The organism is Pseudomonas sp. CFBP 8772 (assembly GCF_014841665.1).
Classification (GTDB): domain Bacteria; phylum Pseudomonadota; class Gammaproteobacteria; order Pseudomonadales; family Pseudomonadaceae; genus Aquipseudomonas; species Aquipseudomonas graminis_B.
Genome location: NZ_JACYUI010000001.1, coordinates 66470 through 80922 on the forward strand (window position 1 = coordinate 66470; position 14453 = coordinate 80922).

Genomic DNA, 14453 nt, shown 5'->3' on the forward strand with positions numbered 1-14453 from the left:
TGGGCCGACCGACGTCACAGCAGCGAGTGAGCAACGATGACTTCTTTCAAGATCGGTTCCCGAACCATCGGCCCCGACGCGCCGCCGTTCATCATCGCCGAGATGAGCGGCAACCATAACCAGTCGCTGGATCAGGCGTTGCGCATCGTCGAGGCGGCGGCCAGGGCGGGCGCCCATGCCCTCAAACTGCAAACCTACACCGCCGATACCATGACCCTGGACATCGCCGAGGGTGAGTTCTTCATCAAGGACCCCAACAGTTTGTGGGCCGGGACCTCGCTGTATGCGCTGTATGAACAGGCGCACACGCCGTGGGAGTGGCACGCGCCGATCTTCGCTCGGGCCAAAGAGTTGGGGCTGCTGGCGTTTTCGACGCCTTTCGATGAGACCGCCGTGGACTTTCTCGAAAGCCTCGACGTGCCGGCCTACAAGATCGCCAGCTTTGAAAACACCGACATCCCGCTGATCCGCAAAGTGGCGGCGACCGGCAAGCCGATGATCATTTCCACCGGCATGGCCAGCATCGCCGAGCTGGATGAGAGCGTACGCGCGGCGCGGGCCGCAGGCTGCAAGGATCTGGTGCTGCTGAAATGCACCAGCACCTACCCGGCGACCCCGGCCAACAGCCACGTGCGCACGATTCCGCACATGGCCGGCTTATTTGGCTGCCAGGTGGGGTTGTCGGATCACACCATGGGCGTCGGCGTGTCGGTGGCGGCAGTGGCCATGGGTGCGACGGTCATCGAAAAACACTTCACCCTTGACCGCGCTGAGGGCGGGGTCGACGCCAGTTTCTCCCTGGAACCGGCGGAAATGGCCAGCCTGGTCATCGAAACCGAACGCGCGTGGCAAGGCATGGGCCACGTGCAATACGGCGCCACCGAAGCCGAACAGAAATCGCTGCAATACCGCCGCTCGTTGTACGTGGTGCGCGACATCGCCGAGGGCGAGGCCTTCAGCACCGACAACATCCGCGCCATCCGCCCCGGCCTCGGTTTGGCGCCCAAACACATCGATGCCGTGCTGGGGCGCAAAGCCCGACACGCACTGAACCGCGGGACCGCTTTGAGCTGGGATGTGGTGGGTTAAGTGAAGGCTGGACCGGCATCACTTGGGATTTGTGCTGTGAACACGAATGTAGGACCGGCTTTAGCCGAGAAGACGGCATTCGTTACACCGCGAAAATCTAGGGAGCATATAAGGGCCTCTTCCCGGCTGAAGCCGGTCCCACTAAAGCACGCGTGCAGCCAGTGAGATTGGCGGTGAACACGAATGTAGGACCGGCTTTAGCCGGGAAGACGGCATTCGTCACACCGCAAAAATGAGGCTGTACATCAGGGCCTCTTCCCGGCTAAAGCCGGTCCTACTAAACAGCGCGTTGAAGCTCGACCACACGCCACATTCCTGTGACATCTTCATGTCAATCACCTGTCTGAGCAGCGATCTGATGTTGCGCGGCACCCGTCGGTCAGCTAAAAGCTTGTAAAACTTTTGGTGACCTGTGGGTCATAACGGGCATCTTCACTGTATCGTGTTGGCGGTCCGTGACGTCCTCGGGCTGATTCCAGAGCGATTCTGGTGTCGCCCTGACCTGTACGTTGCCTTTTTTTCAGGCCGCAAGCCCCGGATTTTCAACGCCCCGCCTAACCGCGCCGGGTGATGTTCAGCAGTTTTTTATTGGGAAGCCATGATGATTGGCATCAAGAGCATAGCGAGTTATGTGCCCACGGCCGGCGTCGACAATTACGCCCAGGGTGCCAAATTCGGAAAGGATGAAGACTTCATCCTTGGCAAGATCGGTTCTGCTTTTCTGCCGCGCAAAGACGACACCCAGGAAACCTCGGACCTGTGCGTCGAAGCGGTCAACCAGCTGTTCGCCAACAACCCCGGTCTCTCGCGGGACGCCATCGACGCACTGATCGTCGTCACCCAAAACGGTGACGAAGAAGGCCTGCCGCACACGGCCGCCATCGTTCAACACAAACTCGGCCTGCCGACCCACGTCGCCGCGTTCGACATTTCCCTGGGTTGCTCGGGCTACGTCTACGGCATCTATGCGCTGAAAGGCTTCATGGAAGCGACCGGCCTGAAAAACGGCCTGCTGGTCACCGCCGACCCGTATTCGAAGATCGTCGACCCGGAAGACCGCAACACCACCATGCTCTTCGGCGACGCCGCCACCGCCACCTGGATGAGCGACGACGCCCCATGGCAGCTGGGTAAATCCAAGTTCGGCACCGACGGCTCCGGCGCAGAGTTCCTCAAGACCACCGACGGCGCGTTCTACATGAACGGGCGTCAGGTGTTCAACTTCGCGCTGGTCAAAGTGCCCTCGCACCTCAACGAATTGCTCGAAGACTCCGGCCTGCAATCCTCCGACGTCGATGCGTTCTGCATCCACCAGGGCAGCGCGGCCATCGTCGATGCGGTCGCCCGTCGGTTCGAGGACGGCAAGTCGCCGGAGAAGTTCGTCAAGGACATGCTCGAGACCGGCAACACGGTGTCGTCCAGCATTCCGCTGCTGCTGGAAAAACACGTCATGAACGCCACCTGGAAGCGCATCGCGGTCAGCGGTTTCGGCGTGGGCTTGTCGTGGGGCTCGGCGATCCTTTATCGTCCCTGACAGCGAATCACCGGGCTGCCTCCAGCCTGCACAACGGCGACGCTGATGACTCAGGTCGCCGTTTTGCTTTCTGCACTTCCCCCAGGAAAAGGATTGCCGTCATGAGCGAGATTCTCCAGCACAACCTCGCCGTGATCGAACAGCGCTGGCCGGACGAGGCCCAGCGGTTGCGGGCCGAAAACGTTGAATCCATTCCCGCGCAGTTGATCGAAGGCCGACAATCGACCCTCAGCATTGGCGGCATTCAGCTCACCAGCCGCCATGATCGCCTCGCCGAAGCGCAAACCCAGGCGCAAAGCCTCCCCGCCAACAGCCTCGTCGTTCATCTTTACGGCACCGCCCTCGGCGATCTGCAGCGGGTATTGCTGGCCGACGCTTCCCTGCAAACGCTGCACGTCCACATCCTCAACGGCGCGTTGTTCGCCCTGGTGCTGCAACTGCTGGAACAGGATGACTGGCTGTCCGACCACCGCGTGAGCCTCGCCTATGCCGACGCCCGCAGCGAGATTCAGCTGCCATTCTTCGCACTGCCGGCCGAACTGGTGCTGGCCGACGACAGCAGCGCGCGGATCCGCGATCGGCTGGTCAGCGAAGTACACGTCAACTTCAACAACCAGGCGTTCGCCGCCGACACCCCCGACAACGCGCGCCTGCTGGAGCAGGGCAGGGCGCTTGTGCAGCGGGACACCGATGTCGCTGCGTTGTTTGCCACGCAGTCGGGGTGTGACGTGTTCGTCATCGCGACGGGGCCGAGTCTGCAACAGCATTTGCCGCGCCTGTTGAGCACGTCAAACAGCGCCAACCGGCCGCTGATTATCTGCGTCGACACCGCCTACGTGCCCCTGCGCAACCAAGGCATCAGGCCGGACGTGGTGGTGAGCATCGACCACCGCATCACCCCCCGGCATCTCCCCACCGAGGATTCGGCGCACATCGCGCTGGTCTATGTGCCGGGCCAAGACGCGGGAATGCTGGGGGCATGGCAAGGCCCGCGCTACGTCGGCTATTCCAGCAGCCCGCTGTATGCCCGGCTGCGGGAGCAGATCCCCAAGGCCACCTTGCATGTGGGCGGCAGCGTCATTCATCCCGCCGTCGATCTCGCCGTCAAAATGGGCGCCGCGCGGATTACCCTGTTCGGCGCCGACTTCGCCTTCCCCGGCGGCAAGACCCACACCGGCTGGCAGGACGGCGACCTGGGGCCTGCCCTGAGCATCGCCAAACACTGGGTGCGCGACGGGCGGGGCCAAAAGGTCAAGACGCAGCTCAATTTCCGCAGCTACCTCATCGAACTCGAACGCTTCATCGCCCGCCACCCCGAGGTCACCTTCCTCAACACCAGCCGCGACGGTGCATTGATCTCCGGCGCCGACTTCGACCCTGACTGGACCGCGCCATGACTCTGCCTCAACACGTTGTAGATGAAGCCCGCGACTGCGCGAAGCTGTTCCGCCTGGGCCGCGATATTGAAGGGGCGTTGAAAATGGTCGAACTGATTGACCGGTCGCTGCCACTGATGGACGGGGCTTCTGTGGAAAGACAGGCTGAATGGGGGAGGGTGTTGAGTGCGATTCTGGCGTGCCAGGAGCGGCAGGATTGGTTGGGGGTGGCGGATTGGCTTGAAGTCGAGTTTCTTGAAATCTAAAATTTTCCTGTTGTCGGGAAGTTGAAGAAAACTCCTACATTAGTTTCAGTTTGATCTGAATCAAGCGGCCCGCATGGGCCTTTTTTTTTAGTTTTTTTTATGTCCAGTCCATTTAATAACTTAGCTAATTTATTACCCTTCAACTGTCGTGATGGCGCAGCCTGCGTGCGTTGTTTGTTGTTAAAGCCACTCTGCAGTTCGTCGATAGCTGGACTGTAGGTTCTCCGGGAGAAATGGACTTCCCCGAAGTTAGAGAACCCTCCGTTTCTATCAACGAGGAATTCAAAATGGCTTTAACCGTAAATACCAATATTGCGTCGCTTGCTATTCAGACCAAACTCAATCGTGCGAGCGATGCGCTGAGCACCTCCATGACCCGCCTGTCCTCAGGTTTGCGTATCAATGGCGCAAAGGATGATGCGGCCGGACTTCAAATTTCAACCATGATGACGAGCGAGGTAAGAGGGCAAGCCGTTGCACTGAGAAATGCGAGCAACGGCGTTTCCATTGCGCAGGCAGCAGATGGGGCGCTACATCAAACGGCCAGCGTCCTAACTCGAATGAAAGAGTTAGCGGTTCAAGCTCGCGATGATACTAATGGATCTGCTCAGAGAAAAGCATTGAATGATGAGTTCGCACTGATGAGCAACGAACTTACACGCCTTTCCGAAAGTACAAAACTGAATGGGCGTGCACTGCTGGACGGCTCTGCTGGCATTATGGAACTTCAAGTAGGTACGGGGACTACCGCAGCGGATCGAATCAGCCTTGTGCTGAGCAGTCAGTTTGATGCGGTTTCGTTAGGCGTCGGTTCAGCAACACTCGTCCTCTCAGGTGCGACTGTTGCTGATGCTCACACGAACGTGGATGCCGCTATGTCGGCTCTGGATATCGCGTTAGCTTCGGTAACTTCCACGCGGGCGGGGTTGGGGGCCGCGCAAAACAGACTCGCGTCCACAGTCGCGAACCTTCAGAGCATGAACGAAAACACCCAGGCTGCCCGTGGCCGGATTCAGGACGTCGATTTCGCCGCCGAAACCGCCGAGCTCACCAAGCAACAGACCCTTCAGCAAGCCTCTACCGCCATCCTGGCCCAAGCCAACCAATTACCGGCAGCCGTCCTCAAGCTGCTGCAATAACCCACGCGCCTCTATAGATAGGAGCAACCAAAACCCGGGCGCGCCGCAGGGCGCGCCCGTCTTTTTGAGAACTGGTTAACAAATCGCCGGGTCAGGTTAAAGCTTCCAAGGGTTGCGCCGAAACGCTGTGTATCCCCGGACAACAAACTGCGGGGGTGGCGCTCTGGTGGCAAATAAATTTGAAAAAGCCCTCAAGCTCCTGGCAACCGCGACGATAAACATTACGTAGGTTCTCTAGGCCACACCCGGCGCTTGCCAGGGCCGGATAGCCGCAGCAAACAACTCACGAGGAATTCATCATGGCTTTAGGCGTAAACACCAACGTAGCTTCCCTGGCTGTTCAGAAGAACCTGTCCAAAGCTTCCGATGCACTGTCGACTTCGATGACTCGTCTGTCTTCCGGTCTGAAAATCAACAGCGCTAAAGACGACGCAGCCGGCCTGCAGATCGCAACTCGCGAAACGTCGCAAATCCGCGGCCAGACTGTTGCCATCAAGAACGCCAACGACGGTATCTCGATCGCTCAGACCGCTGAAGGCGCTCTGCAAGAATCGACCAACATTCTGCAGCGTATGCGTGAACTGGCTGTTCAGTCCCGAAACGACACCAACGGTACTGCTGACCGTGGCGCACTGGACTCCGAATACGCACAAATGTCGGACGAACTGACCCGTATCGCCGGTTCGACCAACCTGAACGGCAAGAACCTGCTGGACGGTACTGCTAGCACCGTAACCCTGCAAGTTGGTTCCAACACCGGTACTTCGAACCACATCGACCTGGTTCTGACTGGCAGCTTCACTGCTTCGGCACTGGGCGTTTCCAGCGGCAGCACTTCGATCAGCGGTTCTTCGAACGCCGCTGCTCACACCAACGTCGACGCCGCTATCTCGGCAATCGACGCGGCTCTGGCAACAATCAACAGCACCCGCTCGAGCCTCGGTGCCGCGCAAAACCGTCTGACCAGCACCATCTCCAACCTGCAAAACGTTAACGAAAACGCCACCGCAGCACTGGGCCGCGTTCAAGACACCGACTTCGCCGCTGAAACCGCTAACCTGACCAAACAACAGACTCTGCAACAGGCTTCCACCTCTGTTCTGGCCCAGGCTAACCAGCTGCCATCCGCTGTTCTGAAACTGCTTCAGTAATAACGGCTAGAGTTTGGCGGGGGAGTATGCTTGCGTGCTCTCCCGCTTTTTACTTTCAAGAGGTGAGTGGACATGGACATCAGTAACAGGCTGAATTTGTCTTATTCAATGGTCCAGTCGTTGCCCGCGGTGCCTGTGGTTGCTGACAAGCCAGCCGTGGCGCCTCAAGTCGTTCCTGCTCCGGCTGCGTCATCGCCGTCAGGCACATCGACACGTAAAGACTCAGATCCCGAAAAGAAAACCGAAGAGCTGCAAGCGGCCGTCAAGCAAATGGAAAAGTTCTTCCAGTCGGTTCATCGCAACCTGGAATTCTCCATTGACGACAAGTCGGGGAAAGTGGTGGTGAAAGTGATCGCTACGGAAACCGGTGAAGTGGTGCGGCAATTGCCGTCTGCCGAAGCGTTGAAGCTCGCTGACAGCCTGAAGAATGCAAACAGCCTGTTGTTCGACGCGAAAGTTTAAATGGCATGAAACGTGAACGCTGTGCGTGTGGCATTGCGTGCTCGTCAAAATGCCGACTACAACTGAAAGGAGACTCACATGGCTAGTCCTATTACCCCTTCCACCGGCCTCGGCTCGGGCCTGGCAATCGGTGAGATTGTTACCGCGCTGGTCAACTCCGACAAGCTCGCGAAGCAAACCCAGATCACCACCCAGACCAAACTGGTCACCACGAAAATCTCCGGCATTGGCACGCTGACAGGTGCGATGACCGCATTTCAGACCGCACTGACCAACCTCGGCAAGACCGACACCCCTGCGTTCGCCGGTTATGCGGCAAAAGCTTCCGATGCGACCAAGCTATCCGTCACGTCCGACAACTCGGCCGTACCCGGTACCTACAGCATCAACGTCAAAAACCTTGCAACGGCTTCAAGTGTCGCCAGTGCTTCTTTTGCCGGCGGGACCACCAGTGCTATTCCGAGTGGCGATTTGACCCTCACTCAAAATGGCATTGACACCAAGATCACCATTCCGTCCGGCGCTACGCTGGCGTCGGTCGCCAAGCAGATCAATGCGCAATCCGCGACGTCGAACATCAGCGCCAACATCATCACCGATGACAACGGCTCACGCCTGGTATTCAGCTCCACGGTGACGGGCAAGGGCACGGACATCACGGCCTCCAGCACGACGTCCAGCGAATTCAATATCGCCGCTGGCGCCAAGCTCGATCCGGCCAGCAAAACCAGTGCGGGCTACATCGACGCGCAAGCGGTCGACGCCAGCCTGACGGTCAACGGCCTGACCATCACCAGCGCCAGCAACACCGTGGACAAGAGCCTCGGTGGCCTGTCCATGACGCTGCTGGCCAAGGGTGAATCGACCGTTGCGGTGACCGGTAATAACGATGGCCTCAAAGCCTCGCTGCAAACCTTCATCGACGCGTACAACACGGTCGTCAAGGCGGTGTCCTCGGTCACCAAGGCGACGGTCAGCGACACCCCGGATAAAACCACTGGGGCAACAGTAACCCCGGCGGCATTGACCGGCGATGCGTTGCCGCGCTCGATTCTTTCAGCGATTCGCGATCAATTGGTAACTTCAGGAGCACCTGGCGGTATTTCCGTGCTCTCCCAATTGGGTATTACCACCGGACAGTCCGACGGTACGCTCAGCCTCGATGCCAAGAAGTTCACCGCTGCGATGGATCAAGGCCTTGCGGGCGACGTGCAGCAGCTCTTCAGCGGCACTGACAGCACCAACGGCTTGCTGTCTCGGATGAAGGCTGCCATCACGCCGTACACCCAGACCGGCGGCATCTTGTCCACGCGCACCAGCAGCCTTAACAAGCAGCAGACTGATCTGCAGAACCAGCAGACGGCGCTTGACCTGCGTGTGACGACCCTGACCGCCACCCTGACTGCCAAATACAACGCGATGGACTTGCTGGTGGGGCAGTTGAAAGCCTCCGCGACAAGCATTACCTCGTTCTTCGACTCGCTCAATGCCCAGCAAAGTGGCTGACCGTTGACGACTTGATCAAGACCCGGCTCCCAGTGCCGGGTTTTTGGCATCTGGCCTTAAAGTTTTCCTGGGCCGTGTCGATACCCTCACTATAGAAACTTCGTTGCGCGAGGTAAGACAATGAACCGCATGGCAGCCCTTCGGCAGTATCAGAAGGTCAACTCACAAGCCCAGACCGCCGTGGCCACGCCACACCGTCTGGTGCAGATGCTGATGGAAGCCGGCCTGGACCGTATCGCCCAGGCCAAGGGCGCCATCGAGCGCAAGGACATCCCCGCCAAAGGGCTGTTGATTGGCAAGGCGATTGAGATCGTCGGTGGCCTGCGTGAAGGCCTGGACATGGAAAAGCAGGCTGAAGCCTTGGCCCACGTCGACAACCTCTACGTCTATCTGATGAAGCGTCTGGCAGAAGCGAACATCAAATCCGATCCGAAGATCCTCGATGAAGTCAGCGGCCTGCTGACCACGGTCAAGGAAGGCTGGGACGGGATCGGCAACCAGCAACCCGTGCTCTGAAGGAGAACCCCATGAGCGTTGCACTCAAGCGAATCGAAGAAACCCGTGAAGCCTTGGTCGATGCCCTCGAGCAGCGTGACTGGGAGGCAATCGGCCAGCTCGATATGGCCTGCCGGGCCTGCGTCGATGAAGTCATCAGTCAGGCGAGCAACGATGAGCCTGAGTTGCGAACAAATCTGGAAGAGCTGCTAGGCGTCTATCGCAAGCTTATCGACGTCGCTGTGGGCGAACGTCAGGCGATCGTCGACGAAATGTCCCAGATCCAGCGAGCGAAAAGCGCGGCAAAGGTTTACCATCTGTTCGGTTGACACTTGGTCGGTAGCCAAAATATGTACGCCATAAAATTGACTGTGTACGGATTTTTGACTTAACTAGTGAAGTTCACTAATTTCTGGTGATTGACACGTCTCAACGGACGAAACAAAAGCCAAAGCTTGCCCGTGATCGGGCATCGAGTTGACTAGGGAAGTTGCTATTGCATGTGGCGTGAAATCAAAATCCTGCTGATCGATGACGATAGCCAGCGCCGCCGTGACATGGCGGTGATTCTGAATTTTCTGGGTGATGAGAACCTGTCCTGCTCCAGCACAGACTGGCAGCAAGTCGTGGGTTCGCTGACCTCTACCCGAGAAGTGCTGTGCGTGCTGGTCGGCAGCGTGAACGCCCCGGGCAGCCTTCAAGGCCTGCTCAAAACCGTGGCCGCGTGGGACGAGTTTCTCCCGGTCCTGCTGATGGGCGAGAACTCCTCGTCCGAACTGGCGGACGATCTGCGTCGCCGGGTCCTCTCCACCGTCGAGATGCCGCCCAGCTACAGCAAACTGCTGGATTCCCTGCACCGTGCCCAGGTCTATCGCGAGATGTACGACCAGGCCCGTGAACGTGGGCGTCAGCGCGAACCCAATCTTTTCCGCAGCCTCGTCGGCACCAGCCGTGCCATTCAGCACGTCCGGCAGATGATGCAGCAGGTCGCCGACACCGACGCCAGCGTGCTGATCCTCGGTGAGTCCGGGACCGGCAAGGAAGTCGTCGCCCGTAACCTGCATTACCATTCCAAGCGCCGCGATGCGCCGTTCGTGCCCGTCAACTGTGGCGCGATTCCGGCCGAGTTGCTCGAAAGCGAACTGTTCGGCCACGAGAAGGGTGCTTTCACCGGCGCCATCACCAGCCGGGCAGGGCGCTTCGAACTGGCCAACGGCGGCACGCTGTTTCTTGATGAAATCGGCGACATGCCGCTGCCGATGCAGGTCAAGCTGCTGCGCGTCCTGCAGGAGCGCACCTTCGAGCGCGTGGGCAGCAACAAGACCCAGAGCGTTGATGTGCGCATCATTGCCGCGACGCACAAAAATCTTGAAGACATGATCGTGATCGGCAGTTTCCGCGAGGATCTCTACTACCGCCTCAACGTGTTCCCGATCGAAATGGCGCCGCTTCGTGAGCGTGTGGAAGACATTCCGCTGCTGATGAACGAGCTGATCTCGCGCATGGAACACGAGAAGCGCGGTTCGATTCGCTTCAACTCCGCCGCCATCATGTCGCTGTGTCGTCACGGCTGGCCCGGCAACGTTCGTGAGCTTGCCAACCTCGTCGAGCGCATGGCGATCATGCACCCATACGGTGTCATCGGTGTCTCGGAGCTGCCGAAAAAATTCCGCTACGTCGACGACGAAGACGAGCAACTGGTCGACAGCCTGCGCAGCGATCTGGAAGAGCGCGTGGCCATCAACGGCCATACGCCGAACTTCGCCAGCAGCGCCTTGCTGCCGCCTGAAGGTCTGGACTTGAAGGACTACCTCGGCGGTCTGGAGCAGGGCTTGATCCAGCAGGCGCTGGACGATGCCAACGGGATCGTGGCACGCGCCGCCGAACGTCTGCGCATCCGCCGCACCACGCTGGTGGAGAAAATGCGCAAGTACGGCATGAGCCGCCGCGAAGGCGACGAGCAGGTCGACGACTGACTGTCGTTTGACGCGTCAAAAATAAACCGCTGATTTCTCAGCGGTTTTTTTTCGGCACGAGGATTGCTATGTCTCTGGGAACATACCGTTTACTGACGGTTCGCTACCCGAGAGATCAACTATGCCCCAGGCCGCTCAGATGTCTTCCGAACCCGGTTCATCCATTGGTTCGTTAGTGCAGCAGTCCCCGGAAGTGGCGAGCAGGCAAGGGCTTGAACAGGCCTTCGCGCTGTTCAGCCAGATGTCGACTCAGCTCACCGATTCCTACGGCCTGCTGGAAGCACGGGTCACCGAGCTCAAGGGCGAGCTGGCCGTGGTCAGCGCCCAGCGCATGGAGGAGCTTGCCGAGAAAGAGCGTCTGGCGAACCGCCTTCAAAACCTGCTCGACCTGCTGCCCGGCGGTGTCATCGTGATCGACGGCACCGGCAGGGTCCGTGAGGCCAATCCTGCCGCGCTGGATCTGCTGGGCGAACCGTTGATCGGCATGCTCTGGCGCCACGTCATCGCCCGCTGCTTTGCCCCGCGCGAAGACGACGGCCACGAAATCTCCCTGAAGGACGGGCGCCGGCTGTCCATTGCCACCCGTTCCCTGGACGCCGAGCCGGGCCAGCTGGTGCTGCTTAATGACCTGACCGAAACCCGTCATCTGCAAAGTCAGCTGGCGCGTCATGAGCGCTTGTCGTCCCTGGGGCGCATGGTCGCATCACTGGCCCATCAGATCCGCACGCCGCTGTCCGCCGCCATGATTTACGCCAGCCATCTGGCCGAACAGGCGTTGAACGTCGAGACCCAACAGCGCTTCGCCGGCCGGCTCAAGGAGCGCCTGCATGAGCTCGAGCATCAGGTCCGCGACATGCTGGTGTTTGCCCGTGGCGAGCTGCCGCTGACTGACCGGGTGACGCCGACTGCGCTGGTCGCTGCCCTAGAATCCGCCGCCCAGACCCATGTCCGTGACGTGGCCGTGCGCTGGCAGTGCGACAGCCCGGCGGGGGAATTGTTGTGCAACCGCGACACGCTGGTCGGCGCGCTGCTCAACCTTATCGAAAATGCCGTCCAGGCCAGTGCCGGCCAGCGTGACGGGCGGCGCCGCATCAAGATTCATGCGTACAACCGCGGCAATACGCTGCGTCTGTGTATCAGCGACAGTGGCAGCGGCATCGAGCCGGCGGCCCTGGCCCGCATCGGCGAGCCCTTCTTCACCACCAAAACCACCGGCACCGGCCTGGGTCTGGCCGTTGTCACTGCGGTGGCGCGGGCGCATCAGGGGCGTGTCGAATTCCGCTCGCGTCCGGGTCGTGGCACCTGCGCCATCGTGTCGCTGCCTCTGGTTCCGGGGGCCGGGAATGAGCCGTCCACTGGCAGTGAGGCCGGTCCGTTGACGATTGCTTCAGGTGAGCGCTCATGAGCATCAAGGTGCTGCTGGTCGAGGACGACCCTTCTCTGCGTGAAGCGCTGGGCGAAACCCTGGCGCTGGCCGGCCATGCCTACCAGGCGGTCGGGTCGGCGGAAGAGGCGTTGGTTGCCGCTGCCGATTCGTCGTTCAGCCTGGTGGTCAGTGACGTCAATATGCCTGGCATGGACGGTCACCAATTGCTCGGCCAGTTGCGCAGCCGCTACCCCCAATTGCCGGTGCTGTTGATGACGGCCCATGGCACGGTGGACCGCGCCGTGGAGGCGATGCGCCAGGGCGCGGCTGATTACATGGTCAAGCCCTTCGAGCCCAAGGCGTTGCTGGCGTTGGTGGCTCGCCATGCACTGGGTCGCCTCGGCCCGGCCGATGGCGAGGGTCCGATTGCGGTCGAGCCTGCCAGCGTGCAGTTGCTCAGCCTTGCCAGCCGCGTGGCGAAGAGTGATTCGACGGTGTTGATTTCAGGCGAGTCCGGCACCGGTAAAGAAGTGCTGGCGCGTTTCATTCATGAGCAATCGCCCCGCGCCGGCAAGCCTTTCATCGCGATCAACTGCGCGGCGATTCCGGACAACATGCTCGAAGCCACGCTGTTCGGCCACGAGAAGGGTTCGTTTACCGGTGCCATTGCGTCCCAGGCCGGCAAGTTCGAGCAGGCCGAAGGTGGCACCATTCTGCTCGACGAGATTTCCGAAATGCCCATGGGCCTGCAGGCCAAGCTGTTGCGTGTGTTGCAGGAGCGGGAAGTGGAGCGGGTCGGTGCGCGCAAGCCCATCGAACTGGACATCCGCGTGCTGGCGACCACCAACCGCGATCTGGCGGGAGAAGTGGCCGCAGGGCGCTTTCGCGAAGACCTGTTTTACCGTCTCTCGGTGTTCCCGCTCGCGTGGCAATCCTTGCGCCAGCGTCCCGCCGACATTCTGCCGCTGGCCGAGCGTCTGTTGGCCAAACACGTCAATAAAATGAAGCATGCCCCGGTGCGGCTGTCGGCCGAGGCGCAGGCGTGTCTGATCAGCTATGCGTGGCCTGGCAATGTTCGCGAGCTGGATAACGCCGTGCAGCGGGCGCTGATCCTGCAGCAGGGCGGTGTCATTCAGGCTGAGGATTTCTGCCTGGCCGGCCCGGTAACCTTCGCCGCCGCGCCGACGCCTCTGGTGGTGCCAGTTGCGACTGGCGCCATGGAAGCGTCGCCCGAGGCGAGCAGCGGGGAAGGGGCGGGCGCCCTGGGTGAAGACCTGCGTCGCCGTGAGTTCCAGATGATCATCGACACCCTTCGTGCCGAGCGTGGCCGTCGCAAAGAGGCCGCCGAACGCCTCGGTATCAGCCCGCGTACGTTGCGCTACAAGCTGGCGCAGATGCGTGATGCGGGGATGGATGTCGAAGGGTTTCTGTTTGCATCCTGAGCAGGCGCGCGTGTCGGTGAGATGGATGCCTGCCTGACTGGAGCTGACGACAGACATTCAACAACCCGCTGATTTTTCAGTGAGTGTGATGCCGTCTTCGTGAGCAAGCTCACTCCCAAAGGGACTGCGTCTGATAGGGCATCGCGCGGTGTCAATGCGTGAAGCGCCTCAGCGTTTATGTGTCCGTTTAAATACTCATCCGAACACTTTCATCAAACGTGGCATATCGCCGCTATTGGTCTGGCACCCTTGTTGCTAATGCTTAGGTAACCGCTGAATCCGTGTCAAAAATTTGCGGCCCTTTTGAGAGAAACGTCATGACCCAAGGTGTTGAATTTAATCGCTTGATGTTGGACATGCGCTCCATGCAGATGGACGCCATGGCTCAGCCCAAGGCCATCGCAGCGCCAGAACAGGCCGGTGCGAGCAGTTTCGCTGACATGCTCGGCATGGCGGTGAACAAGGTCAACGACACCCAGCAGGCGTCGAATCAGCTGTCGACCGCTTTCGAGATGGGCAAGAGCGGCGTGGACCTCACCGACGTGATGATCTCCTCGCAGAAAGCCAGCGTGTCGTTTCAGGCGCTGACCCAGGTACGCAACAAGCTGGTTCAGGCGTACCAAGACATCATGCAAATGCCGGTTTGAGGAC

14 protein-coding genes are annotated in these 14453 nt (G+C 59.9%); all 14 read left to right on the plus strand.

The window, feature by feature from the left end; genetic code table 11:
• The first annotated feature begins 36 nt into the window (after positions 1-36).
• The 14 genes from pseI to fliE all read left to right on the plus strand — a co-directional run bounded on the left by pseI (position 37) and on the right by fliE (position 14449).
• Positions 37-1089: a pseudaminic acid synthase gene (gene pseI, locus IFT99_RS00270; protein WP_192130024.1), complete on the plus strand. Its 1053-nt coding sequence runs from the start codon at positions 37-39 to the stop codon at positions 1087-1089.
• A gap of 601 nt (positions 1090-1690) precedes the next feature.
• Entirely contained in the window at positions 1691-2623 is a 933-nt protein-coding gene (locus IFT99_RS00275) for a ketoacyl-ACP synthase III (protein ID WP_192130025.1), read from the plus strand.
• A gap of 101 nt (positions 2624-2724) precedes the next feature.
• A complete protein-coding gene (locus IFT99_RS00280; RefSeq protein ID WP_192130026.1) occupies positions 2725-4020 on the plus strand; it encodes a motility associated factor glycosyltransferase family protein in 1296 nt (431 codons plus the stop codon).
• Positions 4017-4265, plus strand: coding sequence for a hypothetical protein (locus tag IFT99_RS00285; RefSeq protein ID WP_192130027.1), 249 nt, complete (start codon positions 4017-4019; stop codon positions 4263-4265). The genes IFT99_RS00280 and IFT99_RS00285 overlap by 4 nt, the downstream gene beginning before the upstream one ends.
• 287 nt (positions 4266-4552) lie before the next feature.
• Complete coding sequence (locus IFT99_RS00290; RefSeq protein WP_192130028.1) at positions 4553-5404, plus strand: flagellin domain-containing protein; 852 nt, start codon at positions 4553-4555, stop codon at positions 5402-5404.
• Positions 5405-5703: 299 nt separating this feature from the next.
• Positions 5704-6555, plus strand: coding sequence for a flagellin domain-containing protein (locus IFT99_RS00295; RefSeq protein ID WP_192130029.1), 852 nt, complete (start codon positions 5704-5706; stop codon positions 6553-6555).
• 72 nt (positions 6556-6627) lie between these two features.
• Complete coding sequence (locus IFT99_RS00300) at positions 6628-7017, plus strand: flagellar protein FlaG (protein ID WP_192130030.1); 390 nt, start codon at positions 6628-6630, stop codon at positions 7015-7017.
• 78 nt (positions 7018-7095) lie between these two features.
• On the plus strand, positions 7096-8523 hold the full coding sequence (gene fliD / locus IFT99_RS00305) for a flagellar filament capping protein FliD (protein WP_192130031.1): 1428 nt from the start codon (positions 7096-7098) through the stop codon (positions 8521-8523).
• Between the two features lie 120 nt (positions 8524-8643).
• Positions 8644-9039 (plus strand): flagellar export chaperone FliS, encoded by a 396-nt coding sequence (gene fliS, locus IFT99_RS00310; RefSeq protein WP_065987285.1) that lies wholly within the window; start codon positions 8644-8646, stop codon positions 9037-9039.
• Positions 9040-9050: 11 nt separating this feature from the next.
• Positions 9051-9347, plus strand: a complete 297-nt coding sequence (gene fliT, locus IFT99_RS00315; protein WP_065987286.1) for a flagellar protein FliT — start codon at positions 9051-9053, stop codon at positions 9345-9347.
• A 171-nt stretch (positions 9348-9518) separates the two neighbouring features.
• Entirely contained in the window at positions 9519-10994 is a 1476-nt protein-coding gene (locus IFT99_RS00320; protein ID WP_065987287.1) for a sigma-54 dependent transcriptional regulator, read from the plus strand.
• Positions 10995-11133: 139 nt separating this feature from the next.
• Positions 11134-12399: a sensor histidine kinase gene (locus IFT99_RS00325; protein WP_244160314.1), complete on the plus strand. Its 1266-nt coding sequence runs from the start codon at positions 11134-11136 to the stop codon at positions 12397-12399.
• Positions 12396-13802 carry a sigma-54-dependent transcriptional regulator gene (locus IFT99_RS00330; RefSeq protein WP_192130032.1) on the plus strand — a complete coding sequence of 469 codons (1407 nt, stop codon included), beginning with the start codon at positions 12396-12398 and terminating at the stop codon, positions 13800-13802. The genes IFT99_RS00325 and IFT99_RS00330 overlap by 4 nt, the downstream gene beginning before the upstream one ends.
• Before the next feature lie 317 nt (positions 13803-14119).
• On the plus strand, positions 14120-14449 hold the full coding sequence (fliE, locus tag IFT99_RS00335; RefSeq protein WP_065987290.1) for a flagellar hook-basal body complex protein FliE: 330 nt from the start codon (positions 14120-14122) through the stop codon (positions 14447-14449).
• Positions 14450-14453: the final 4 nt, after the last annotated feature.

What these genes read in the sequence shown, in the direction of transcription:
- fliT (WP_065987286.1), top strand. Translation starts at nt 9,051, where the DNA reads ATGAGCGTTGCACTCAAGCGAATCGAAGAAACCCGTGAAGCCTTGGTC.
- IFT99_RS00330 (WP_192130032.1), top strand. Translation starts at nt 12,396, where the DNA reads ATGAGCATCAAGGTGCTGCTGGTCGAGGACGACCCTTCTCTGCGTGAA.
- IFT99_RS00285 (WP_192130027.1), top strand. Translation starts at nt 4,017, where the DNA reads ATGACTCTGCCTCAACACGTTGTAGATGAAGCCCGCGACTGCGCGAAG.
- fliS (WP_065987285.1), top strand. Translation starts at nt 8,644, where the DNA reads ATGAACCGCATGGCAGCCCTTCGGCAGTATCAGAAGGTCAACTCACAA.
- IFT99_RS00300 (WP_192130030.1), top strand. Translation starts at nt 6,628, where the DNA reads ATGGACATCAGTAACAGGCTGAATTTGTCTTATTCAATGGTCCAGTCG.
- pseI (WP_192130024.1), top strand. Translation starts at nt 37, where the DNA reads ATGACTTCTTTCAAGATCGGTTCCCGAACCATCGGCCCCGACGCGCCG.
- fliD (WP_192130031.1), top strand. Translation starts at nt 7,096, where the DNA reads ATGGCTAGTCCTATTACCCCTTCCACCGGCCTCGGCTCGGGCCTGGCA.
- IFT99_RS00280 (WP_192130026.1), top strand. Translation starts at nt 2,725, where the DNA reads ATGAGCGAGATTCTCCAGCACAACCTCGCCGTGATCGAACAGCGCTGG.
- IFT99_RS00295 (WP_192130029.1), top strand. Translation starts at nt 5,704, where the DNA reads ATGGCTTTAGGCGTAAACACCAACGTAGCTTCCCTGGCTGTTCAGAAG.
- IFT99_RS00320 (WP_065987287.1), top strand. Translation starts at nt 9,519, where the DNA reads ATGTGGCGTGAAATCAAAATCCTGCTGATCGATGACGATAGCCAGCGC.
- IFT99_RS00275 (WP_192130025.1), top strand. Translation starts at nt 1,691, where the DNA reads ATGATTGGCATCAAGAGCATAGCGAGTTATGTGCCCACGGCCGGCGTC.
- IFT99_RS00290 (WP_192130028.1), top strand. Translation starts at nt 4,553, where the DNA reads ATGGCTTTAACCGTAAATACCAATATTGCGTCGCTTGCTATTCAGACC.
- fliE (WP_065987290.1), top strand. Translation starts at nt 14,120, where the DNA reads ATGACCCAAGGTGTTGAATTTAATCGCTTGATGTTGGACATGCGCTCC.
- IFT99_RS00325 (WP_244160314.1), top strand. Translation starts at nt 11,134, where the DNA reads ATGTCTTCCGAACCCGGTTCATCCATTGGTTCGTTAGTGCAGCAGTCC.